Origin of the sequence: Brachybacterium hainanense (genome assembly GCF_042434575.1) — a bacterium.
GTDB lineage: Bacteria > Actinomycetota > Actinomycetes > Actinomycetales > Dermabacteraceae > Brachybacterium > Brachybacterium hainanense.
In genome coordinates, this window is the sequence record NZ_JBHLSV010000018.1 from 1 (window position 1) to 22064 (window position 22064).

Annotated in this window: 18 protein-coding genes; 11 read left to right on the top strand and 7 right to left on the bottom strand. The window is 70.6% G+C overall.

The features are described 5' to 3' along the window. Positions 1 to 1142 (top strand): LCP family protein (locus tag ACFFF6_RS13745; protein WP_376981666.1); only part of this gene is annotated, 1142 nt, incomplete at its 5' end. A gap of 55 nt (positions 1143 to 1197) precedes the next feature. Then, positions 1198 to 2034: a hypothetical protein gene (locus ACFFF6_RS13750; RefSeq protein ID WP_376981668.1), complete on the top strand. Its 837-nt coding sequence runs from the start codon at positions 1198 to 1200 to the stop codon at positions 2032 to 2034. Between the two features lie 70 nt (positions 2035 to 2104). Here the strand turns inward: ACFFF6_RS13750 and ACFFF6_RS13755 are convergent, their stop codons facing one another. Next, a complete protein-coding gene (locus ACFFF6_RS13755; protein WP_376981671.1) occupies positions 2105 to 2788 on the bottom strand; it encodes a glycosyltransferase family 2 protein in 684 nt (227 codons plus the stop codon). A 164-nt stretch (positions 2789 to 2952) separates the two neighbouring features. Here ACFFF6_RS13755 and ACFFF6_RS13760 point away from each other — a divergent pair, with 164 nt between their 5' ends. From ACFFF6_RS13760 to ACFFF6_RS13775, 4 genes are all read left to right on the top strand, one after another. Further along, the gene (locus tag ACFFF6_RS13760) at positions 2953 to 4278 is read left to right on the top strand and encodes a nucleotide sugar dehydrogenase (RefSeq protein ID WP_376981673.1); all 1326 of its coding nucleotides are present in this window, start codon (positions 2953 to 2955) and stop codon (positions 4276 to 4278) included. Positions 4279 to 4283: 5 nt separating this feature from the next. Further along, complete coding sequence (locus tag ACFFF6_RS13765) at positions 4284 to 4721, top strand: DUF2304 domain-containing protein (protein WP_376981675.1); 438 nt, start codon at positions 4284 to 4286, stop codon at positions 4719 to 4721. Further along, positions 4711 to 5835 carry an acyltransferase gene (locus ACFFF6_RS13770; RefSeq protein WP_376981791.1) on the top strand — a complete coding sequence of 375 codons (1125 nt, stop codon included), beginning with the start codon at positions 4711 to 4713 and terminating at the stop codon, positions 5833 to 5835. The genes ACFFF6_RS13765 and ACFFF6_RS13770 overlap by 11 nt, the downstream gene beginning before the upstream one ends. Before the next feature lie 91 nt (positions 5836 to 5926). Continuing rightward, on the top strand, positions 5927 to 7846 hold the full coding sequence (locus tag ACFFF6_RS13775) for a DUF6541 family protein (RefSeq protein ID WP_376981677.1): 1920 nt from the start codon (positions 5927 to 5929) through the stop codon (positions 7844 to 7846). Positions 7847 to 7882: 36 nt separating this feature from the next. Here the strand turns inward: ACFFF6_RS13775 and ACFFF6_RS13780 are convergent, their stop codons facing one another. After that, positions 7883 to 9013, bottom strand: a complete 1131-nt coding sequence (locus ACFFF6_RS13780; protein ID WP_376981679.1) for a glycosyltransferase family 4 protein — start codon at positions 9011 to 9013, stop codon at positions 7883 to 7885. A gap of 127 nt (positions 9014 to 9140) precedes the next feature. On the opposite strand from ACFFF6_RS13780, the gene ACFFF6_RS13785 reads away from it, so the two are divergent. Together ACFFF6_RS13785 and ACFFF6_RS13790 are read left to right on the top strand one after the other, a co-directional pair. Continuing rightward, on the top strand, positions 9141 to 10304 hold the full coding sequence (locus ACFFF6_RS13785) for a glycosyltransferase family protein (RefSeq protein WP_376981681.1): 1164 nt from the start codon (positions 9141 to 9143) through the stop codon (positions 10302 to 10304). 155 nt (positions 10305 to 10459) lie between these two features. Then, complete coding sequence (locus ACFFF6_RS13790) at positions 10460 to 11884, top strand: glycosyltransferase (protein ID WP_376981683.1); 1425 nt, start codon at positions 10460 to 10462, stop codon at positions 11882 to 11884. 35 nt (positions 11885 to 11919) lie between these two features. Here ACFFF6_RS13790 and ACFFF6_RS13795 read toward each other — a convergent pair whose 3' ends face one another. After that, on the bottom strand, positions 11920 to 12336 hold the full coding sequence (locus ACFFF6_RS13795; protein WP_376981684.1) for a hypothetical protein: 417 nt from the start codon (positions 12334 to 12336) through the stop codon (positions 11920 to 11922). A gap of 107 nt (positions 12337 to 12443) precedes the next feature. Then, a complete protein-coding gene (locus tag ACFFF6_RS13800) occupies positions 12444 to 13565 on the bottom strand; it encodes a glycosyltransferase family protein (protein WP_376981686.1) in 1122 nt (373 codons plus the stop codon). A 70-nt stretch (positions 13566 to 13635) separates the two neighbouring features. On the opposite strand from ACFFF6_RS13800, the gene ACFFF6_RS13805 reads away from it, so the two are divergent. Further along, a complete protein-coding gene (locus ACFFF6_RS13805; RefSeq protein ID WP_376981688.1) occupies positions 13636 to 14769 on the top strand; it encodes a glycosyltransferase in 1134 nt (377 codons plus the stop codon). Positions 14770 to 14812: 43 nt separating this feature from the next. Here ACFFF6_RS13805 and ACFFF6_RS13810 read toward each other — a convergent pair whose 3' ends face one another. Further along, positions 14813 to 16594, bottom strand: coding sequence for an ABC transporter ATP-binding protein (locus ACFFF6_RS13810; RefSeq protein WP_376981690.1), 1782 nt, complete (start codon positions 16592 to 16594; stop codon positions 14813 to 14815). 138 nt (positions 16595 to 16732) lie between these two features. Between ACFFF6_RS13810 and ACFFF6_RS13815 the strand changes: the two genes are divergently transcribed. Further along, positions 16733 to 17830, top strand: a complete 1098-nt coding sequence (locus tag ACFFF6_RS13815; RefSeq protein ID WP_376981692.1) for a glycosyltransferase — start codon at positions 16733 to 16735, stop codon at positions 17828 to 17830. A gap of 33 nt (positions 17831 to 17863) precedes the next feature. Then, positions 17864 to 18973: a hypothetical protein gene (locus ACFFF6_RS13820; protein ID WP_376981694.1), complete on the top strand. Its 1110-nt coding sequence runs from the start codon at positions 17864 to 17866 to the stop codon at positions 18971 to 18973. A gap of 52 nt (positions 18974 to 19025) precedes the next feature. On the opposite strand, the gene ACFFF6_RS13825 is transcribed toward ACFFF6_RS13820, so the two are convergent. Beyond that, on the bottom strand, positions 19026 to 21044 hold the full coding sequence (locus ACFFF6_RS13825; protein WP_376981696.1) for a DUF6541 family protein: 2019 nt from the start codon (positions 21042 to 21044) through the stop codon (positions 19026 to 19028). Positions 21045 to 21062: 18 nt separating this feature from the next. Continuing rightward, positions 21063 to 22064: a Gfo/Idh/MocA family protein gene (locus ACFFF6_RS13830; protein ID WP_376981793.1), complete on the bottom strand. Its 1002-nt coding sequence runs from the start codon at positions 22062 to 22064 to the stop codon at positions 21063 to 21065.

A 22064-nucleotide genomic window follows, 5' to 3' on the forward strand; every position in this document is an offset into this window, starting at 1 on the left:
GCCGCGCCCGGCCCCGGAGCAGCGCCCGCCCGGTTCCGACCGGCGCCTCCCGGCCCGAGCCCCGCGAGCAGCAGAGGGCCTGGCAGAGCGCCGGCCATGGCGGAGTCCACCATCGGCCGCCGGAGGAGGAGGACCCGCGCACGGCCGCGGAGGAGCTCGCCGAGCCGCGCCGGGAGCGCCGGCCCTCCCCGTCCCGGCGCCGGGGCGTCTCGCGCATCCCCCGCCCGGTCCGGCTGGGCGCGACCCTGCTGGCCCTGCTGCTCGTCATCGGCTGCGGCTGGTTCGGGGGGCTCGCGCTGTGGGCGGACTCGCGGATCGAGCACGTCGACGCGCTCAGCGAGGCCGCCGACACGCCCGGGACGACGTGGCTGATCGCCGGATCGGACCGCCGCGACGGCGCGGCCGTCTCCGAGGACGGGACCACCGGGCAGCGCGCGGACACGATGATGCTTCTGCACAAGGCCGACAACGGCCGCACCTACCTCGTGTCCCTGCCGCGCGACACGCTCGTGGACATCCCCGGGCACGGAGGCTACAAGCTCAACGCCGCCTACGCCTTCGGCGGCCCGTCGCTGCTGGTGCAGACGGTCGAGCAGTTCACGGGACTGACGATCGACCACTACGTCGAGGTCGGCTTCGACGGCGTGACCGGGGTGGTCGACGCCGTCGGCACCGTGAACCTGTGCATCGACCGGGACGTGGACGACGAGAAGTCCGGGCTGAAGATGACCGAGGGATGCCACGACGTGGGCGGGGAGCAGGCGCTCGCCTTCGTGCGCGCCCGCTACTTCGACCCCACCGCGGATCTGGGCCGCCAGCAGCGCCAGCAGCAGTTCGTGGGAGCCCTCATGGACCGCGTCACCAGCCCCGGGGTGCTCCTGAACCCCGTGACGCAGGCCCGGCTCGCCGGGGCGGGATCCGGATCGCTGCGCACGAGCGAGGGCACGGGCCTCGTGGACGTGGGGCGGATGGGGCTCGCGATGCGGGGCGCGATGAAGGGCGGCCCCTCCCTGCAGATGCCGATCGAGGACCCGGAGTACCACACCAAGCATTCGGGGGTCGCGATCCTCACCGACGAGGAGGACATCGCCGCGTTCTTCGGCGCGATCCAGGACGGCACCGCGGAGCCCCCGGCCGCTTGACCCCTCGGGGGCGCTCTGGGACCGTTGAGCTCCATCGACGCGATCGGGGAGAGCCATGCCGTCCAGCGCACCGTCCGCCGCAGACGCCGGACCCCGCGGTCTCCTCGCCGCGGCCGCGGCCGCGCTGCTGCTCCTCGGCGCCTCCTGCACGCCCGATGCCGACGAGCCCGTCGAGACCACCCTGCCCGCCTCGGCCGAGGACACGGCCGCCTCCGACGGCGGCCTCAGCGCCCCCGAGGCCTCGGACGGCGGCGGGGAACCCGGGGACGGCGTCGAGGAGGGCACACCGGCGATGCGACACGCCGTGCTGATCACCGCCGAGGTCCCGGACACCCGGATCGACGACGCCGCGCTCGCGGCGATCCTGCGGGAGCAGGTGGGCGTCGAGGAGGACGCGCCGGTCGAATGCGACGGACCGCTGGACCTGGAGCAGGGCGATCCGCAGACCTGCGGCGGGCCCGTCGGCCCCGAGGACGCGACGCAGGTGGTCTGGATCGGGCAGGGCGTGCGCGTCCCCGCCCCGGACGGAGCCGGGTCCGTTCCCGCGCTCCTGTTCAGCCATGACCTCGAGCTCCCCGATGAGGCGGCCCTCGCCCTGGACCGCGACCGGGTGCTCAGCGCCCTGCCGATGGGCTCGATGTATGGGGCCGAACCGATCCCCGCCTCTCAGCTCGGCGAGGACGCGCTGCGGACTCTGACCTCGACCAGCGCGATCACACCGCCGGCCGGCGGCTTCGCCGAGGTGAGCTGCGGCGAGGACCTCGATGCCGCCATGTTCGAGCCGGTCGAGTGCACGGCCGCCCGCACCGACGGGACCGAGGTCGCCGTCCAGGTGCTGCCCGGGCCGTTCGCGGGCATGGACCAGGGGCTGATCGTCTCGGTACCGGGCTGATCGGCTCCGCTCCGGCCGGAGGGAGAGCGAGGCACGAGCGCCGCCGCTGAGGGCCGGGGACCGCCGGTCCTCAGCGGAACAGCATGTCGATGACGATGTTCACCGAGTTGAGGACGGACTGGCCCTTGGCGCGCGAGTAGTCGGTGTACAGGATGTGCACGGGGTGCTCGCGCACGCTCAGCTCGAGCCGGCCGATCTCCTCGACGATCTCCGAGGCGTGGGCCATGCGGTTCTGCTCGATGGTGATCCTCTCGCAGGCCCCGCGGCCCATGACGCGCAGGCCGTTGTGTGCATCGGTCAGGTGCACGCCCGAGGTGAGGTTCGAGTACCAGACCGCGCCGCGCAGGACGATCCGCTTCACGAGCCCGGGCTTGGTGCGACCGTCGAGGAAGCGGGAGCCGAGGACGATGTCGACGTCCTCGCTCTCGCGCAGCCGGATCATCGCGGCGGCGTCGTCGACCTGGTGCTGGCCGTCGGCGTCGAAGGTCACCACCTGGGCCATCTCGGGGTCCCGGAGGGCGTAGTCGATGCCGGTCTTGAGCGCCGCGCCCTGCCCCATGTTGTACGGATGGCGGACGACGGCGGCCCCCGCCTCGCGGGCTCGCGCGCCCGAGTCGTCGCTGCTGCCGTCGTCGACGCACACCACCAGCGGATAGCGCTCGCGGAGCTGCGCGACGACCTCGCCGATCACCGGCCCCTCGTTGAACAGGGGGATCACGAACCACGTGCGGTCCGCGCCGGGTGCGTCGCTCATCTGCGCTCCTGAACTGTCGGTTCCCGCGCTCGGCCAGGCGACGGGTGGGAACGATCACCGGCGGCGCGGCCCCGCCTGGGTGAACCATCCCGGCCGGAAGGATACCCTGTCACTCGCATCGGCCCGCTCAGGGCCCGTCGTCCCCGCGAGAGAGAAGCACCACCGTGAAGACTGCCGTCGTCGCCCTCGGGAAGATCGGCCTGCCCCTTGCCGTCCAGTTCGCAGATGCCGGTCACGAGGTGATCGGCGTCGATGTGAGCGAGCGTCAGGTCCAGCTGATCAACGAGGCGAAGGAGCCCTTCCCCGGGGAGGCCCATCTCGCCGAGAAGCTCGCCGAGCTCGTCCCCGCCGGCCGCCTGCGCGCCACCACCGACTACGCCGAGGCGATCCCCGGCGCGGACGCCGTGGTCATCGTCGTGCCGCTGTTCGTCGACGACGCCACCTGGGAGCCGGACTTCGCCTGGATGGACGGCGCCACCCGCTCGCTCGCGCAGCACCTGACCCCGGGCACCCTCGTCTCCTATGAGACGACGCTTCCGGTCGGCACGCTGCGCGGCCGCTTCGTGCCGATGATCGAGGAGATCTCCGGGCTGAAGGAGTCCGAGGACTTCTTCGCCGTCTTCTCCCCCGAACGCGTCCTGACCGGCCGCGTCTTCGAGGACCTGCGCAAGTACCCCAAGCTGATCGGCGCGATCGGCGAGGAGGGCACCCGCCGGGCCCGCGAGTTCTACGAGTCGGCGCTCACCTTCGACGAGCGGCCTGACCTCCCCCGCCCCAACGGCGTGTGGGACCTGGGCTCCCCCGAGGCCTCCGAGCTCGCGAAGCTCGCCGAGACCACCTACCGCGATGTGAACATCGGCCTGGCGAACGAGTTCGCGCTGTACGCGCAGGACAACGGGATCGACGTGTACAAGGTCATCGAGGCCAGCAACTCGCAGCCCTACAGCCACATCCACCAGCCCGGCATCGCCGTGGGCGGGCACTGCATCCCCGTCTACCCGCGGCTGTACCTGTCCACGGACCCGCACGCGGACACCGTGCGCACCGCCCGCACGCTGAACGCCTCGGTGCCCGCCCGTCTCGTCGAGCGCGCCGCCGGTCTCCTGGGCGACCTCGCCGGGCTCAAGGCCGTCGTGCTCGGCGCCGCCTACCGGGCCGGCGTCAAGGAGACCGCCTTCTCCGGCGTGTTCCCGACCGTCGAGGAGCTGCGGGCGCGCGGCGCGCAGGTCGCGGTCCACGATCCCTTCTACTCCGACGAGGAGCTCGCGGGCCTCGGCTTCGACGCCTACCACGTGGGCGAGGGCGCGGACCTCGTGATCGTGCAGACGAACCACCCCGAGTACCGCGACCTCACGAGCGCGGACCTGCCGGGCGTGCGCCTGATCGTCGACGGCCGCAACATCACCCGCGCCGAGAACTGGACGGGCACTCCCCGGCTCGTGCTGGGCGACGGCAGCGCCTCGACCCACCTCGCGGACCAGGAGGGCTGAGCCGGATGCCCGATGCCGACCTGATCCTCGCGCTCGGCCCGTTCAGCGGGGGTCCCCGGAGCTCGCTCGTGATCCAGGTCCTGCTGATCATCGGGATCCTCGGGATCACGGCGTGGCTGTTCCGCACCCGCGGGGCCAAGCAGCTCGCGGTCCGCCGCCTGCTGATCATCGCCTTCGCGATGTTCGCCGTGGCCGCCGTCGCCTTTCCCTCGATCATGACCCGGGTCGCGAACCTCGTCGGCGTCGGGCGCGGCAGCGACCTCCTGCTGTATGCCACCGTGGTGGTCCTGCTGGGCTTCCTCGCCCTGCAGGAGGCGCGCACCAAGAACACGGAGAAGCGCACCACCTATCTCGCACGCCGGATCGCGCTCGACGAGGCGGAGCAGCCGATCGCCTATCGCTCGCGATCTCTCAGCCAAGGAGGAACCCAGGATCCCGTCTGACGCGCCCCGAACCACACCCTCCGAGGCGGGGTCGACGGCCGCGCACAGCACCGGCACCGCCCGCACCTACCTCCCCTATCTCGACCTCGCCCGGGTCCTCGCGATCCTCGGCGTGGTGGCGATCCACGTCGTCGGCGGCGGCGTCGGGAGCGGCGAGGTGGGGACGGCGGTGATCGCCCTCGACATGGCGTTGGTGGTCGCCGTCCCCGTGTTCTTCATGATCTCCGGTGCGCTGACGCTGGATCCGCGCGCGCATTCCCGAGGTCCTGGCGCCTTCCTCCTGAGACGTGCACGACGCATCATCCCCGCGCTCGTGTTCTGGTCTGCGTTCTACATCATCGCCATCCGCGGCATGGTCTCCGGCAGGGACATCTCGCTCCGCGAGCTCGCGGAGATGATCATCACGGGTCACACGTACACGCATCTCTACTTCCTGTTCGCGATTGCCGGCCTCTATCTGATCGCACCGCTCGTCCAGCCGTTCCTCGCCCCGAACGAGAAGGTCCGCACCTGGGTCCTCGGATCCGCCGCCTGCGTCTGGGCCGTCGGCGTCATGGCGATCGGCCAGGCTCACGAGGCCGGGCTCGGGTCGTCCGAGCCGGTGCAGATCGGGACGTTCACGTTCTTCCTGGTCTATCTCGGGTATTTCGTCCTCGGGAGGGCGCTCGTGATCCGGCCGATCCCGAGGTGGGCGGCGGTCCTCGGACTCGTCTCGGTGCCCGCGTTCATCGCCGTGATCACCTGGATCTTCATCACCGGCGAGCAGATGGCGGAGCACGGGCGACCCGCGGTCTGGGCCTCGGTCCTGGCTCCGAGCCCGGTGGCCCTGCCCGTCATGGCCTACGCCGTGACGCTGATGGCCTCGGTGTCGAGCCTGTGCCGTACCTGGCGGGTCTCGGAGCGGACGGAGAAGGTGCTCCGCACGCTCGGCGAGGCGTCGTTCGGGATCTATCTCGTGCACTTCGCCGTCCTCGTGATCCTCCGCGCGACGGTCCCGGCTCTCGACGCCTACGTCCCCGGGCCGATGGCGGTCACCTGGTGCCTCACAGTCCTGATCTCGGCGGCGATCGCCCTGATCGGGAGGAGGGTTCCCGGTCTGAGGCTCGTCCTGTGAGCCTGCTCGGGCCACCGGCGCGGACGTGTCCGATGGTGATGCCGACGTTTCCCCGCCACCGAGCGGGCTCGGCCGAGGAGGAGTGCACCGCATGACCGACGTCCTGTGGTTCGGCTGGTCGATCATCTGGTCGCTCGTGCTCTGCTATCTGCCGGGCTTCCTCTGTCTGCGTGCGCTCGGGATCTGGCGAGGCGCGGCCTGCGCCGTCGCCCCGGCGGTCTCGGCAGGTCTCCTGGGCGGCGGAGCGGTCGTCGCAGCGCTGATCGGCGTCCGATGGACCCTGTCGTCCGCTGCGCTGGTGACGATCCTGGCGGTCGCGGTCGTGGCCGGCGCACGGCGGCTCCTGGCGGCGCGACGAGCGCGACCGCGTACGCACCCGGGAACGCCTTCATGGCTCCCGCTGGTGCCTCCGCGAGCTCGCGTCCTGGTGCCTCTCGCCGCGACGGTCGCCGTCGTCCCCGTGCTCATCGCGCTGGGTTCGCCGGGCACTCCGCTGCAGCGATGGGACGCGCTGTTCCACCTCAGCGCGCTGCAGCACGTCCGCGAGAGCGGAGACGGGTCCACCCTCACGTTCGCGGCGCTGGCCACGACAGACGGCACCGGCGGCATCTATCCCGCCGCCTTCCATGACCTCATCGGGATCGTGCCGCTCGCTCCGATCCCGATCGTCCTGAACGCTGCGACGCTCGCACTGGCCGTCGTCCCGTGGATCCACGGGACGATGTTCCTCGCCCGCGCCCTGTGGCCGCGTGCCAGCTGGGCTCCGACCGTCGCCGGCACGGCGGCTGCGCTCGCCCCCGCGATCCCGCTGAACGAGTGGATCCATCTGTCCCCCATCCCGAACCTGGTCGGAGCCGCATTCCTTCCGGGGGCCCTCGTCGCGGTGCTCTGCTGCTATCGGGCGCTGCGCGCCTGTCTGACCGGCTCCTCCGATACCGCGCTGGGCCCGTGGGCGATATCGGCCCTCATCGCCTCCGCCGGCCTGGGTCTCCTGCACCCCAATGTGTTCATCGCGCTGTGCCTGATGACGGCGGCCGCCGGCTTCGGCGGAGCCGTCGAGCAGCGCAGACGAGCACGGCCCTCGCGTGCCGCAGCAGTCATCGGCGCGGCGGCGCTCCTCCCGGTAGCGGCCATCATCATGACGCCGGCCTCGAGCACGGCCAGCGGGTTCGTCGGCGGGCTCGAGGTGGGCCCGGTCCAGGCGGTCGGCGAGGTCGTCTCGGGTCTTCTCACCGTATGGCCCATGGCGACCGGACCGCTTCTCTGGGCCGTTGCGTACGTCGGGCTGTGGGCGCTGCTCCGGCGGGGGTCCTATCTCCTGCCCGCGGTGACCGCTGTCATGGTGGTCCTGTATCTGGATGCCGCGGTCGACTCGCCGCTGCGCCTGTCCGCGCTCTGGTACAGCGGCCAGGACCGCATCTCGATGTTCCTCACCCTCGTCGTCTGCCTCCTGACGGTGCCGGGTACGGCGCATCTCGCACGGTGGCTGCGCCGGTCAGGGAAGCGCTCTGCGCTGATCTGGCGCTCCTCCGCAGCCGTACTGGGCGTTCTCGTGGTGCTCTCGAGCGTCGCCCCCCGTCTCGACTACGCCCGGCTCAATCTGGATCTCGACATGGTCCAGAGGCCTCGGTACATGGATTCCGAGGAGCTCGCCATGCTCGAACAGGTCGGAACGACCATGGACACTGACAAGGTGCTGCTGGCCAACCCGTTCTCCGGAGGGGCGCATCTGTCCGCGATGACAGGTCAGCGTGTCCGCTTCCCCGTCGCCGGGATGAATCCGACGCCCGAGGACGGCCAGCTGATGGACGACCTCCTGCGCGCCGGCACGGACCCGGAGGCGTGCACGCGGCTCATGGATGCCGGGATCGGATACGTCTATGTGGATCGGCGCCCGTACTACTACGGGGGCAGCTTCACCCGCATCGACCAGGCCACGCCCGAGCTCGGGCGCGTGATCGGCCAGACGGATCATTCGATGATGATCGAGATCTCCTGCGCTGCGGCCTGAGCCCGGGCGCCGCAGACCTTCCGACCGTCCCCGCGATCAGAACATCCGCGCCATGGCGCGGACGGCCTGGTCCCCGCACGCGTCCAGGCTCGCGTGCTCCTCGGTCCAGCGACGGAGCGCGGAGGGCTCGGGTCGCCCGGTCCCGTCGAGAGCAGCCCTCATGGCAGCGGCGAGCTCGTCCCGGTCGTAGGGGACCGACCAGCCCAGGCCGTTCTCTGCGACCAGCTCGTTGCCGGCTCCGTCGCCCGTGTGGATCACAGGGACGCCGCAGGCGGTCGCCGCGTAGATCTTGGTCGGCAGGGCGAAGTCGTACCCCTGACCGGGGGCGACGGAGGACAGGGCGGCCACGGCCCCGCGCACGTAGGCGGCGACATCCGCCGCCGGGAGCCGACGGCGGAACTCGACACCGCCGAGCCCGCGATCCCGGGCCAGCTCCTCCAGCGACTCCTTCTCCGCCCCTTCGGAGAAGAACAGCATGCGTGCCGTCGGGTGCGTGCGCACGACCTCGGCGTACGCCTCGAGGAACAAGCGCGCACCATGCCACTCCGACACCGTGCCGGTGTAGACGAAGTAGGGTCCCTGCTCCGCGGCGACAGGGCCCTCGACCGTGAACTCCTCGACGTTGATGCCGTTGCCGACCATGGCGATGGATTCCCGCGGACCGATGAGCTCGACGACCCGGTCGCGCACGCCCGGGGAGATCGTGAGGATGACCGCGGCCCTCCGCCACACGAGGAGCTCCATCATCCGCACTCCCGCGCGCACAGCCCAGGGGACGTTCTCGACGGTCGCCGTCGCGTCCGCCCAGACATCCGCGGCGTAGAAGGCGTACGGGACCCGGCGGACCGCACAGGCCAGCATGACCGAGACCCCCGTGGTGGGAGGCGGCTCGGACACGACCCCGGCGAGGTCTCGCTGCGCCAGCAGCCGGAAGAAGAGAGGGATGTCGAAGCTGAGGTAGGAGACATAGCCGCGGACATGCCCCTGGCGATCTCGCTTGACCGGCCATCGGGAGACGTCGCGCACGGCATCCCGATATCCCGCCGATGCGGGATCACGCGTCGTGAGCACCCGGACGCGGTGCCCCGCCCGCTCCAGAGCCCGTGCCAGCGCCTCGTTGCGGAAGGCGGCCGGGGTCGGTTCGGGTGCGAAGAGCCGCGTTGCCACGGCATAGACGCCGGATGCACGACGGGAGGACTTCGAGACCACGTGGGGACCTTCCGGTTGCCGAGCTCGGGACCGATTCACAGTAGCATCGGGCGGCTGTGCCACCTCGCCCACGTACCATGTCGCTATGGACTCCCCCTCCCCGAGCTCCCGCGCCCGCGTGCTGATCCTCTGCTTCTCGCCGCTGGAACGAGATGCCCGGGTCCTGCGCCAGATCGACACCCTGTCCGCCGATTTCGCGGTCACGACGTGCGGATACGGCCCCCCTCCGCGCGCGGGGATCGAGCACGTCCGGCTTCCCGACGGGCTGACGGCCTGGAAGCTCGACCGTCCCCTGGTCATCGCCCGGCGGTTCCGTCGGGCCTACTGGAAGCAGGAGTCCGTCGTCGCAGCCTGGAAGGCCCTCCAGGGACGCGAGTTCGACGTCATCCTCGCCGACGACGTGGAGACGGTCCCGCTCGCGCTCGCGCTGCGCCCGAAGGCCGGGGTCCATGCCGATCTCCACGAGTACTCCCCGCGGCTCAAGGAGGATCTGCTCCCGTGGAGGCTCTTCGTCGCCCCGTACATCCGGTGGATCTGCCGGACGGCGGTGGCCGCCGCCACGAGCGTCACGACGGTCTCGGAGGGGCTGGCGCGCGAGTACGAGAGGGAGTTCGGATTCCGTACCGACGTCCTCACCAACGCCGCGCCCTACCAGGACCGCCGACCGGCTCCCGTGCAGAGCCCTGTCCGCATGGTCCATTCGGGCGCTGCCATGCCGAAACGGCAGCTCGAGGTGATGATCGAGGCGGCTATGGCGGTCGAACGGGACGCGCCGGGCTCCGTGGTCTTCGACCTCTACCTGACTCCGAACCACCCCGCGTACGTGCAGGAGCTCCGGGAGCTCGCGGCGGGATCCGCCGGAGCGGTCCGTGTGCTGGATCCCGTCCCTCATGCGGATCTGCCGGCGGCTCTCGCGGCCTACGATGTCGGGCTCTTCGCGTGCCCGGACACGACGTTCTCGCTCGAGCACGCGCTGCCCAACAAGTTCTTCGACTACGTCCAGGCCCGCCTGGCCATCGCCATCTCCCCCTCGCCGGAGATGGTGGCGCTCCTCGAACGGCATGATCTCGGCGTCCGATCCGCGCAGATGAGCGCTTCGTCGTTCGCGGACGCGCTGCGCTCCCTGACCCCGGAGCGGATCGCGCATTTCAAGCAGAGCGCCGACCGTGCGGCCCGGGCGCTCTCCTCGGAGGAGGAGATGCCGAAGCTGACGGCGATCGTGCGTCGCATCCTCGAGGGAGCCGCATGATGGCCGCCCGATCGGCGATGCCACGGGACCTTCGGGCGCGGTTCTCGGCTCTGCCCCCGCTGCGGCGCTGGCCCTCCCTCGCCGTCCAGACGATCCTGCGCCGGGCCCCTCTGGGCGCTGCACCGGTCCGTCGGGCCGTATCGATGCTCGCCCGCGTGCCCGGCAGGACGGGCGCTCTGGCCCAGTTCTCTCTCGTGCATCATGTCCTCGGCGACGGAGCGGTCGACCGGGCGGCGCTCGATCGGGCCGTCGCCGCGCTGCTCGCGGTCGCGGACCGGGCGAGACGTCGCGGGCGTCCGGCCGATGCGGGAGGGATGCTCGATCTCGCGCTGCAGCTCAGCTACCACCCGAGCGTCCACTTCTCGGAGCGTCTGTCCCCTCTCGCCACGGATCCGGACTCGTTCCTGGCCGCGTACGAGGCCTCTCCCTTCGCCCGCGAGCTCATCGCGTCGCCGGATGCCCTGGTCTCCGGCGCAGCGCATCGGCAGCCCGAGGGTCGAGCGCGGCGCGTCCTCATCCTCGCGCATGATTCCTGGACGTTCATCGACCGGGTGCGCGCCGATCTCGCATCGCATGCGGACGTCGAGTTCCGCTCCCTCCGCGTCGGAGATCTGCCCGCCGCAGATCGCCCCTCGCATCGCTCGATCGTCGGGATGCGAGTGGGCTACTCCCTCGACGGACGGCTCGCACCGGTGCCGGCGGCCCTCGTCCCCCACCTGGAATGGGCCGATGCGGTGATGGTGGAGTGGGGGACCTATCCCCTCGCCTGGTTCTCGCTGCTGGACACGGAGCGGTTCGGCATCGAGGTTGTGGCCCGGCTCCACCGGTTCGAGGCCTACACCCCCTATCCGATGCTCACGCGCTTCGCCCGTATCGGGACGATGGCCTTCGTCTCCGACGCGGTCCGCGCCCTCGTCGCCCGGCAGGCTCCGCGACTGCCCCAGGCGGGCCTCGTCGTCGTCGTCCGCAACGTGCACAGCTACGAGGGCTTCGCTCCGGCGAAGGACGAGGACGCGCCGTGGACCCTGGTCCAGGTGGGGTGGGCCCCGCCGGTGAAGGACGTCCTGTTCAGCCTTCGGGTCCTGCGACGGCTGCGGGAGGAGGACGATCGGTACCGCCTCCTCCTGCTCGGTGCGGGGCTCCCCGAGCATCCGGCCCCGCATGAGGCGAGCTGGGTGGCCGCGGTCCGGGAGGCGCTGCAGCAGTCCCCGGACGGCGTCGAGATCCTGGGCTACCGCGACGACGTGCCCGCGATCCTGTCCCGTGCCGGCTTCCTGCTGTCGTCCTCCCTCCACGAGGGAACGCACGAATCCGTCGCCGAGGCGGGGATGGCCGGATGCGTGCCCGTCGTCCGCGACTGGCCGGAGGCCGCGCCCTACGGAGGCGCCGAGGTGATCTACCCTGCGGACTGGGTGGTCCCCGACGTCGATGCGGCCGCGGCGCGGGTCCTCGCCCACCAGGACCTCGCGATGCTCACGTCCGCGGGAGCCCGGGCGCGGGAATGGGTCCAGGAGAACCGAGATGCGGACGACGTCCGGCTCGAGTACCTCGATCTGCTCGGGCTGCACCCGCGGGGCTGACCTCGCCCCTCCGGCGAGCTGTCCGATCTCCGAGCTCAGACGGCGTCGCCGATGCAGGCCGTGAGGACGACGGAGACCTCGACGCCGCCGATCTCGCTCCCGAACAGCGCGGCGCCCTCGCTCGTCGTCTCGATGCGGATCGAATCCGAGACCGGGCTGTACCAGAGGGCCGCGTCCGCCCTACCCGTCTCGATGGCATCCGTGGTCTCGTCGAGGGCGGCTTCGGGCTCCCCGGGATGCACGGAGATCCACAGAGCCTGCGTCACGTCGTCTTTCTCGACCCCGTACGCGTCGATGCTGGCGTCGCCGTTGCGGATGCTCATGCCGAAGATGCTCTCCGCCCGCGACGTTCCCATGACGACGTCGGAGGGGGCGGCGGGATCGGCCGATGCCGTCACGCTCCCCGAGAGGATCAGGGCGCCGACCGCGCCCATGACCGCAGATCCCACCATGCCGCGTCTCCCTGGCCGTCCCATGGTCCCTCCTCGGTCGTCGGTGCGCGCCGTCGTCCTCCGGCGCGGCGTCCCCCGCAAGGCTCCGAGTCCTCTCGGTCCTCTCGTCAGCCGGGTCCTTGGTCGCGGATCGGACTGCGCCGTGCCAGCGCGAGCGTGCGCAGCTGCTGGCGGATCGGGCCCTCGGACGCGAGGCTCTCGAGCGGACGCCGGGCGATGATCTTCGCGAGCCGGGGGCGGGAGAGGAGGGAGAGCAGCTCCCGCAGAGAGCGGGCGTCGCCGGAGCTCGCGACGGAGAGGATCCGCGCCTCCGCGATCGACAGGCCGCGGGGCATGCGGCCGCGCACCCGCTCGATCCGGGCGAGCTCGCCGCGCAGGAACGCGGCGTCGGCCTCGCTGAACGCGTCCACGTGGACCGGCGGCAGCCCTGCGCGTCGTCGGATCGCGGCGATCGCCTGCCGACGGAGCACCTTGACGAGCACCGCGTCGAGATGGGCCGAGGGCAGTGCCCGCACCCAGCTCTGCTCGAGCAGCAGGGGGAGGAAGGCGAGCTCGCGCGCGAGCGGACCGATGACGGCGGTCTGGCGCGCGCTGCCCATCGCATCGGTCACCCGATACGCCGGCGCCCCGTAGGGATACTCGATGCGTCTGCCGAGGAACCAGAGGCGCAGGGCGGGTTCGATGTCCTCCCCGTTGCCCAGCCCGCCCTCGGTGTAGCGGTAGCCGATGCGGTCGAGCGTGCGGGTCCGCAGCAGCCCCAGCGGCGCCGTCCGCTCGACGAGGCGGTCGTGCAGCGGATCCAGCGGCGAGGGCCCGCGAGGGCGCAGCAGCGGGGTCTGCACGAGCCCGTCATCGGTGCGGATCGGGGCGAGCACCGCATCGGCCCCGGTCCGCGAGGCGACGGCCCACCACGCATCGAGCGCCCCCGGCTCGAGCAGATCATCGGATCCCACGGTCGAGACGTACTCGGCATCGGCGGCATCGATCCCTGCGTTGAACGGTCCCGCGGGCGAGCGGATCCCGTCGCGCAGCTCCAGGAATCGCACACGTTCCGGCACCGGTCCCGAGAACACGGCACGGATCTCCTCCACGTCGATGTTGTGGCACACCACGCTGATGCGCAGGCGTACGGAGGACGAGGTCCCCTCATCGATCGATCGCACGCATCGTTCCACGGGACGCGCAGGATCGTGGACAGCGACGATGGCGTCGACGTCGTAGCTCTTCACCCTGAGACCCTATCGCTCCTGGCCTCGCCGGGCCGCGCGTGCGCAGGCCGCGGATTGCTAGAGTCCTGCTATGCCCAAGCCCTCTGTGCTGATCCTGTCCCTGTCGCCCATCGCCGCAGATGCACGGGTCCTCAAGCAGGTGGCTCTGTTCGCCTCGGACTTCGAGGTGACCACTCTCGGCTACGGCCCGCATCCGCCCGGCGCCGCCGAGCACATCCGGCTCCCCGACGACGTCATCAGCTGGAAGTGGGAGCCCAAGCTCGTCATCCTCCATGCCCATCCCGCGACGTACTGGAACAATCCCGCGATGCGCTGGGTCCGCCGGAACGTCCCGAAGGGCCGGTTCGATGTCATCCTCGCCAACGATGTCGAGGGATCGGGCCTCGCCCACATGCTCCGTCCCCGTTTCGGCTTCCACGCCGACCTCCATGAGTTCTCGTCGCGCCTGAACGAGAACGACACGGGCTGGAACACCCATATCCGACCGCTGTACGAGTGGATGGTGCGCGCCCACGTACGGCGTGCGGCGAGCGTGAGCACGATCGGCGACCACATCGCCCGGGAGTACGAGCGACAGTTCTCCCTGCGCGATGTGGCGGTGATCCCGAACGCGACACCCTACGAGCCCACGCTGGCTCCACGGGGTGTGCAGGAGCCGATCGCCCTCGTGCATTCCGGAGCCGCCCGGCGCGAACGCGCCCTCGAGATGCACATCGACGCAGCGGCCGCCGCCGGGCCGTCGGTGCGCCTGGACCTGTACCTGACCCAGGACACCACCGACTACTACCGATCGCTGGTCGCGCGGGCCGATGCCACTCCGAACGTGCGGGTCCTCCCGCCCGTCCCCTACGCCGACCTGGTCCGGACCTTGAACGGCTATGACATGGGGCTCTTCTCGCTCCCGCCGATCACCTTCAACACCGAATGGGTCCTGCCGAACAAGTTCTTCGATTTCGTCCAGGCCCGGCTCGGCCAGATCATCGGCCCCTCCCCGGAGATGGTGTCGATCCTCCGCGAGCACGATCTGGGTCTGGTCGCCTCCGACTTCTCGACCGAGGCGCTCACGGCCCGGATCCGCGAGCTGACCCCGGAGTCGGTGCGCGCGTTCAAGGCGAACGCCCATGCCGCGTCCCGCGAGCTGAGCGCGGAGAGCTACACGAGCGCCTGGCGCACGGCGGTCGACCGCATCCTGCAGCGGGGCTGACCGCGGCGGGGTCGCGCGCCCGGCGCGGTCCCGCTGATCCGGTTCAGCTCAGGGCATCGCGGGAGACCAGCCCCGACAGGGTCGCCTGGAGCGCGAAGTCCTCGTTGCCGCGGACGACCTCGTCGAAGGTTCCGACCATCTCCACCGTGCCGTCCTTCATGAAGCAGATCTGGTCGCTGTCCCGGATCGTCGAGAGGCGATGGGCGACCGAGATCACGGTGACGTCGCCGGCGAGCTCGTGCAGCGCCCGTGCGACAGCCGCCTCGGTCGTCGAGTCCAGAGCGCTGGTCGCCTCGTCCATGACGAGCACGAGGGGATCCGCGTAGAGGGCTCGGGCGATGCCGAGTCTCTGCCGCTGCCCCCCGGAGAGGGCCATGCCCCGCTCCCCCACCTTCTCGTGGATGCCGTCGGTGCGCTCCAGGACGGTGTCGAGCAGCTGCGCACGGCGCAGGGAGCGGAGCACCCGCTCCTCGTCGATCTGCTCGTCGCTCCAGGAGAGCGCGACGTTCTGGGCGAAGCTGCCGTCGAAGATGGTCACCTCCTGGGGGACGTATCCCACCCTCTGCCGCCATGAGGCGAGCACGTCCTCGAGGTTCTTCCCGTCCAGGGCGATCCGACCCTCCGACGGCACGAGAAGCCCGAGCAGGAGGTCGATCAGCGTCGATTTCCCGGCTCCGGACGCGCCCACGATCCCGAGCGTCGATCCGATCGGGATCCTGAGGTTCACGCCGCGGACCGCGGGAGTGCTGCTGCCCGGATAGGTGAAGGCGACGTCGTCGATCGTCAGCATCCGCGGGTTCTCGTCGAGCGGCTCCCGACCGATCGCCTCCGAGCGCTCGATGTAGCCCCTCGCATCGTAGATGTCCCGCACGATCGCCTCCGCGTGGGTGAGCGCCGCGTTCATCTGGTTCGAGATGTTCTGGAGCGCCGTGATCGCCGGGACCATGCGGAATCCGCCGATGCCGAAGACGGCGACCGCCACCAGCGCGTCCTGGATCCCGCCGCCGAACAGAAGCGTCACGCCGCCGATCAGCAGGACTCCGCCGATGAGCGCGATGTCCACCATGAAGCGGGGGACGGCCTGGAAGAACCGGATGTCGGCGCGGGTCGTCGCAGCGGCGGACTGATAGGTGTAGACGGTCTTGGCGACCTCGCCCGCCTTGTCGCGCAGCGTGATCTCCTTCAAGGCGGAGATCATCTCCTGGACGATGCTCACCATGCCCACCCCTGCGAGGCGGTTCTCGTATCCGGCCCGGTACGAGTGGCGCGAGACCACGACGTACATGACGCCGGCGATGGCGCCGAGGTAGACGAAGGCCGCCAGCGCGGTCATCGGCTGGGCGACGACGAGGATCGCGAGCGCACCCGCGAAGGAGATCAGGTTCATGGGAACCTGCGTGTAGGGGATGATCACGCCGGTGATCGTGTTCGCCATCCCGACGTCGACCATGCGGACGACCTGGGCGGAGGTCCGGGACAGGCGGTCCGTCCAGGGAGCACGGATGTAGGCCTCGAAGAGCTGGGAGCCGATGATCTGCTCGAACTGCGCGAACCGGCGCGTCGCCCAGCGCTGGAGCAGGATGTTGAGCACCGCCTTGAGCACCATCAGGCCCGCGGCGCCGAGGACCAGGGGGAGGGACCAGGAGGAGGGCAGCGAGCCGATCACGGGAAGCTGCATCGAGCCGCCCGAGAGCACCTGCGTCAGGACGAGGGTCAGCACGGCGAGCGAGAAGGTGTCGAGCAGCGAGAGCACCGCGCTCGCCACCGCGAAGAAGCGGATGAAGCGCCGAGCGCTCGCAGGCAGCAGCGGCAGCAGCTCCTTCATGGTCTTGCTGACCTTGCCCAATACGACCTCCAGGGATTGTGACCCCACCGCGAATACAATGGGGGCGAACGCGGGTCATGCTACCTTCGCACGTCCACCCCACCCTGAGGGCCGCGCCGGATCGGCCAGAGGAGACACATGCTCGTCACAGTCGTCACGACCTGGTTCCCTACGGACCGCCATCCGGCTCACGCCCCGTTCGTGGTCCGTGACGCACAGGCGATCCAGGAGGTCGCGGACGTCACCCTCCGCCTCGTCCATCTGATCCCCCCGCGGGACCTGGACGGGCCGCGGCGCATCGTCCATGACGGGCTCGAGGTCCTCCGCATCCCCTTCGACCCGCAGGATCCTCGGACCTGGCGGGCTGTCCGAGCACCGCTCAGCGCGGCGCTGCGCGGCAGCGATCTCGTGCACTCCATGGCGATCTCGAGCCTCATCGCCCTGCGGTTCGTCCGGGTCCCGGTGCCCTGGGTGCACACGGAGCACTGGTCCGCCCTGACCACGCCGTCGAGCGCACCGGGTGCGCTGCGCCGGGCGATCCCGCTCTTCCGACGATTGCTGCGCCGTCCGGATCTCGTCACCGCTGTGGTGGAGTTCCTGGCGCGCCCCATCCGGGAGGAACGGGGAGCGCGCCCCGTGGCCGTCGTGCCGTGCATCGTCGATCCGATCGCGCTGTCGCCCCGCCGGCCGCGCGAGGATGGTCGGCTCAATCTCTTCTCGACAGGGAGCCTCATCGCGCGCAAGGACCCCCATGTCGCGGTTCGAACGGTCGCGGAGCTCCGCAGTCGTGGGGTCGACGCCCATCTGCACTGGCTGGGAGACGGCCCGGAGCGCGAATCGACGCAGGTGCTCGCCCGTGATCTCGGGGTGGAGGACGGTGTGCATCTCCACGGATTCATTCCCCCGGACCAGGTGATGGAGATGATCTCCCGGGAGGCCGACATCTTCTTCGGGCCCACCCGGGCCGACAACTTCTTCGTCGGGGCGGCGGAGGCGATCCTCGCGGGTCGGCCGGTCGTGCTCGGGGCGACCGGCGGGCAGGGCGAGTACGTCGACGCGCGGATCGGCGAGCTCATCGAGGAGCAGGACCCCACGCGGTACGCCGATGCCCTCCTGCGGGTCGACGAGCGCACCCGCGAGCTGAGCAGCGAGGAGATCGCTGCGACCATCGGGACGCGCTTCTCCTCCGCGACGGTCGGGGAGCTGTATCGCGCCGCCTACGGAACCGTTCTCTGACTCGCATCCGCCCCCGCATCCCTCAGGAGCCCCATGTCCGCCTCGCTGCCCGCCGCAGAGATCGTCATCGCCTGCCACACCCCGGAGCGCAATGTCCAGGATGCCGTGGCCAGCGTGCTCGACCACAACGAGAACGTGGCTGCGCGCGTGGTCGCCCACAACGTGGACCCCGGAGAGCTGTGGGCGGTGATCGACCCGAGGCACCATGACGGTGTCGTCATGGACGAGCTGCGGGACGGTCTGCGCAGTCCTTCGGGCCCGTTCTCCCACGGCATCGACACCGGGCGCTCCGAGTGGTTCGGGATCCTCGGCTCCGACGACGTCCTCGAGCCGGGGGCGGTCGACAGCTGGCGACGGCTCGCGCTGCGGACGCGCGCCCAGTACGTCATCCCCCGTCTGCGACGCGAGGAGCGCCGGTTCCCGACCCCGACGCCCCCCGTCCGAGCCCACCAGCTCGCACGGATCCTCGCGGGAGCGGCGCCGGATCTCGACCCCATCAGGGACAGGCTGGTGTTCCGCTCCGCCCCGTTGGGGCTCATCGAACGAGAGTTCTTCACCGGGTTCGAGCATCGGCTGGAGCCGGGCCTCAACGTCGGCGGAGACGTCCATCTGACGACTCAGCTGATGCTGCACGCCCGGACCGCCTTCGACGCCACCGGTCCGGCCTACCTGGTCCGGGACAGCGCCTCGGATCGGACGACGCTCGTGATCCGACCGCTCTCGCAGCAGTTCGGCTTCTTCGAGACGACCTTCGCGCACCTGTCCTCCGACACGGAGCGGCACGCCGTCGCCCTGAAGTTCCTCCGCATCCACATCTTCTCCGCGCTCGTCGTCCGCTCGCGCCCCGAGCACTGGTCGACGGCCCAGCGCGAGGAGCTCGCCCGATGGACTCAGTTCCTCCTCGGGCAGTCCCGCCGTGTCCGGGCGGACCTCTCCGTCGCCGAGGAGCGCCTCGTCCAGCAGTGCCTCGCTCCGTACACCCCGCATGAGGACCTCCTGGCCGCGAGCCGGGCCCGGGGACGTCACGCCTCCGTGAGCGCCGTGCTGCCCTCGCATCCCCTGCGGCTGCTCGCACCGCAGGGCTCGCTGCGCACGGTCGCGGGCAGCGCGCTGAACATGCTCGTGCCACGACGCCGGCGGTGAGGCCTCGCTGCGTCCGGACGCCCTGCGTCCGGACGCAGGTCCGCGATGATCCTCACCGACAGGTGAGGTCGAGGGCGTACAGGCGGTAGTGCGAGTCCGGGGACTGCGCGACGAGCTCCATCCCGGCGGTGTCGAGGTCGTCGAGCCCTCCGTAGACCCGCCGCTGCAGATCGGTCATGATGACCTCTGCTCGCTGGTCCGAACGGTCCACGTAGACATAGATGTCGTCGCCGTACCGCTGCACGGCCTCGCAGACCTCGCGATCCGTCCGCATCCGATCCCCCTCTCGCGCGATCAGCAGCTGCTCCGCGGAGGACGGATACCCCGCGTGCGGGAAGATGACTCGCCGGTGACCGATCGCGTAATACATCGGTGTCCCGTCCGACGGCACCCCGAGGATGACCGCATCCTCGGGGATGAGACGGACGCTGCTCTCGATGAAGTCCCTCTCCTCGGGAGTGATGTAGCTCGCGAGATATCCGTCGCGCTGCAGAGAGACCCGGGCCAGGCGAGGGATCCGCTGTGCGCCGACCGCTGCATCGAGCACAGGCACGGCGAGGAGGAGGAGCGCGACGCCCGCAGCCAGGATCCGGGTACGACGGTGCCGACGACGGAGCAGGACGATGAGCGCCGCCGCCCCGTAGACCGCGAGCACCAGGACGGACAGCGTGAACATCGGGATCACCCGCTCCCGCGCCTGGTACCAGGGATTCGCCAGGGAGCTGATGGGCAGGAACGGAATCATGGTCCCCAGAGACACGAGGAAGGTCACGACGGAGAAGACGAGGACGGTGAGGTCCTCCCATCGGCGACGCACGAGCGTCCAGACCACGCCCATGCCTGCCAGCAGATACAGCGGGATCACGGGCAGGGTCTTCAGCGGCACGGCGCCGAGCCGCGGCCGATCCGCGAGGATCGTCAGCAGCACGCTGAGCGGTGTCAGCTCGATCTTCGGGGTCTGCGCCATCCCCCGGAGGTACAGCATGCTCCCGACGTCGAAGGTCACGAACAGGAGCAGGCCCGTGACGATGCCGGCGATCCCGAGGCGACGCCGGGATCGCAGCAGCACGATCGAGCCGGCCATCCAGAGCGAGAAGGCGAACAGCGCGACCGAGAATCCGACCGAGGGGTGGATGTAGAGCGCACCGCCGAAGACCACGATGCACGGAGCCACGGAGAGGACGACGACCGCCACCGTCCCTCGGCGCGTCCGCATGCCGACAGGGAGTCTGACCGCTCGGAGGATCCTGCGAGCGGCCACGATCACGGCCGCGAGCACGGCAGGCAGCACGCTCATCGCGAGGGCATTGGGCCACAGGCCGACCAGCAGCGTCATCACCGGCAGGGAGAAGAACAGGTACAGCGACGGCATCAGCGCCGCGATCACGACCGCCCGGGTCCGATCACGGGCGATGCGCGGCATCAGCACCCACAGCAGGGAGGCCGTGGACGTCGTCATACAGACGAGGCTCACGAAGGCGAGAGCGTTCGCAGATGCGACGGCGTCGCCCGGGATGATCGACGCGATCTGATGGAACAGCACCGGGTAGTAGGTGCTCCGCCCGTCGAACAGCGAGGCGAGCGCCGTGAAGGGGTAGGCGTCCCCGTTGTCCCGCACGGTCTGCACGGCGTTGTAGTGGAACAGGGAGTCGTAGGAGCTGATCAGCGCCCCCAGGCCCTGGGAGTGCTGTATCACCGGGATGAGCACGACCAGGGACGACAGCAGGGAGCCCAGGAGCAGGATCGCCGAGACCTGTGCGCCGTGCCGGGGCCCCGGTCGATGAAGACGCGAGAAGCGCTCATCCCGGTGGACCCATGCCCCCACCGCCGCTCCGGCCAGGGAGAGCAGCAGCACCCCGCAGGTTGCGCTGAGCAGGGTCCATCGGACGCCCAGCAGATGATAGGCGAGGGCGAGTCCGGCGAAGGCGCCCGCTGTCATCGCCGGGGCGAAGCCGATCAGGAAGGGCAGCCGCATCCGGGAGGCGACGATGATCAGCACGCCGGGCACGTACACAACGAGAAGGGTGGCCACCATGGTGACCACCCACCCCGTCTGGGCATCGAGCATCATGCCTCGAGGGGGTTCGACTCAGGCACCCAGCATCACCGTCCTGCTCGTCCGTGCGCTCTCCAGCACCGCCTCGACGGCCCGCACGGTGTTCAGCCCCTCGCGCATCGTGACGATGTTGGAGGCGTCCCCGCGCAGGGCGTTGCGGAAGGCCTGGTGCTCCAGCGCGAGCGGCTCGGTGCGGTGCAGCGCGTAGCGGACCATGTCGCCCTCGCTCACACCCCGGAAGGAGGCCATGTTCTCCCAGATGTTCGTGGGGTTCTCGCCGTTGGCGTGGTACGTGAGGTCGGCGGAGACGGTGTCCGCGATCAGCGCGCCCTTCTCTCCGGTGACGACGGTGACCCGCTCCTTGAACGGGGAGAGCCAGTTCACGAGGTGGTTCGTGATGGTGCCGTCGGCGAGGCGCCCGGTCACCGAGACCATGTCCTCGTCGCTGCGGCCGCTGCGGGCCGTGGACGTCGCGGCGACCTGGGCGAAGTCGCTCTGCGCGACCCAGGCGGTGAGGTCCAGGTCATGGGTCGCGAGGTCCTTGACGACGCCGACGTCCGCGATCCGCGCGGGGAAGCCTCCCTGGCGGCGGGTGACGATCTGGTAGATGTCCCCCAGCTGTCCGTCGGCCAGGCGCTTGCGCATCTCCTGCAGGGCGGGGTTGTAGCGCTCGATGTAGCCGACCGCGCCCACGAGGCCCTTGTCCTCGAAGGCGCCGGCGATCTCCTCGGCCTCGCCGATGTCGAAGGCGAGCGGCTTCTCGACGAGGCAGTGCACTCCGGCCTCGGCGAAGGTGAGGGCGACATCCTTGTGGAAGGCCGTGGGCACGGCGATCACGGCGTAGTCGATGCCGGCCTCGATGAGCGCCTCGGCGCTGGGCAGGACGTCCAGCCCCTGGGCGGCGCCGTGCGGGTCGCCCTGGGCGTCGGCGACGGCGACGAGGTCCACGCCCTCGAGCGCATGGAGGTTGCGGGCATGATGGCGGCCCATCATGCCCAGGCCGATGAGGCCGGCGCGCAGGTTCTTCTCCGCCAT

What these genes read in the sequence shown, in the direction of transcription:
- ACFFF6_RS13765 (WP_376981675.1), top strand. Translation starts at nt 4,284, where the DNA reads ATGCCCGATGCCGACCTGATCCTCGCGCTCGGCCCGTTCAGCGGGGGT.
- ACFFF6_RS13810 (WP_376981690.1), bottom strand. Translation starts at nt 16,594, where the DNA reads ATGAAGGAGCTGCTGCCGCTGCTGCCTGCGAGCGCTCGGCGCTTCATC.
- ACFFF6_RS13795 (WP_376981684.1), bottom strand. Translation starts at nt 12,336, where the DNA reads ATGGTGGGATCTGCGGTCATGGGCGCGGTCGGCGCCCTGATCCTCTCG.
- ACFFF6_RS13825 (WP_376981696.1), bottom strand. Translation starts at nt 21,044, where the DNA reads ATGATGCTCGATGCCCAGACGGGGTGGGTGGTCACCATGGTGGCCACC.
- ACFFF6_RS13805 (WP_376981688.1), top strand. Translation starts at nt 13,636, where the DNA reads ATGCCCAAGCCCTCTGTGCTGATCCTGTCCCTGTCGCCCATCGCCGCA.
- ACFFF6_RS13775 (WP_376981677.1), top strand. Translation starts at nt 5,927, where the DNA reads ATGACCGACGTCCTGTGGTTCGGCTGGTCGATCATCTGGTCGCTCGTG.
- ACFFF6_RS13815 (WP_376981692.1), top strand. Translation starts at nt 16,733, where the DNA reads ATGCTCGTCACAGTCGTCACGACCTGGTTCCCTACGGACCGCCATCCG.
- ACFFF6_RS13785 (WP_376981681.1), top strand. Translation starts at nt 9,141, where the DNA reads ATGGACTCCCCCTCCCCGAGCTCCCGCGCCCGCGTGCTGATCCTCTGC.
- ACFFF6_RS13750 (WP_376981668.1), top strand. Translation starts at nt 1,198, where the DNA reads ATGCCGTCCAGCGCACCGTCCGCCGCAGACGCCGGACCCCGCGGTCTC.
- ACFFF6_RS13755 (WP_376981671.1), bottom strand. Translation starts at nt 2,788, where the DNA reads ATGAGCGACGCACCCGGCGCGGACCGCACGTGGTTCGTGATCCCCCTG.
- ACFFF6_RS13820 (WP_376981694.1), top strand. Translation starts at nt 17,864, where the DNA reads ATGTCCGCCTCGCTGCCCGCCGCAGAGATCGTCATCGCCTGCCACACC.
- ACFFF6_RS13830 (WP_376981793.1), bottom strand. Translation starts at nt 22,064, where the DNA reads ATGGCGGAGAAGAACCTGCGCGCCGGCCTCATCGGCCTGGGCATGATG.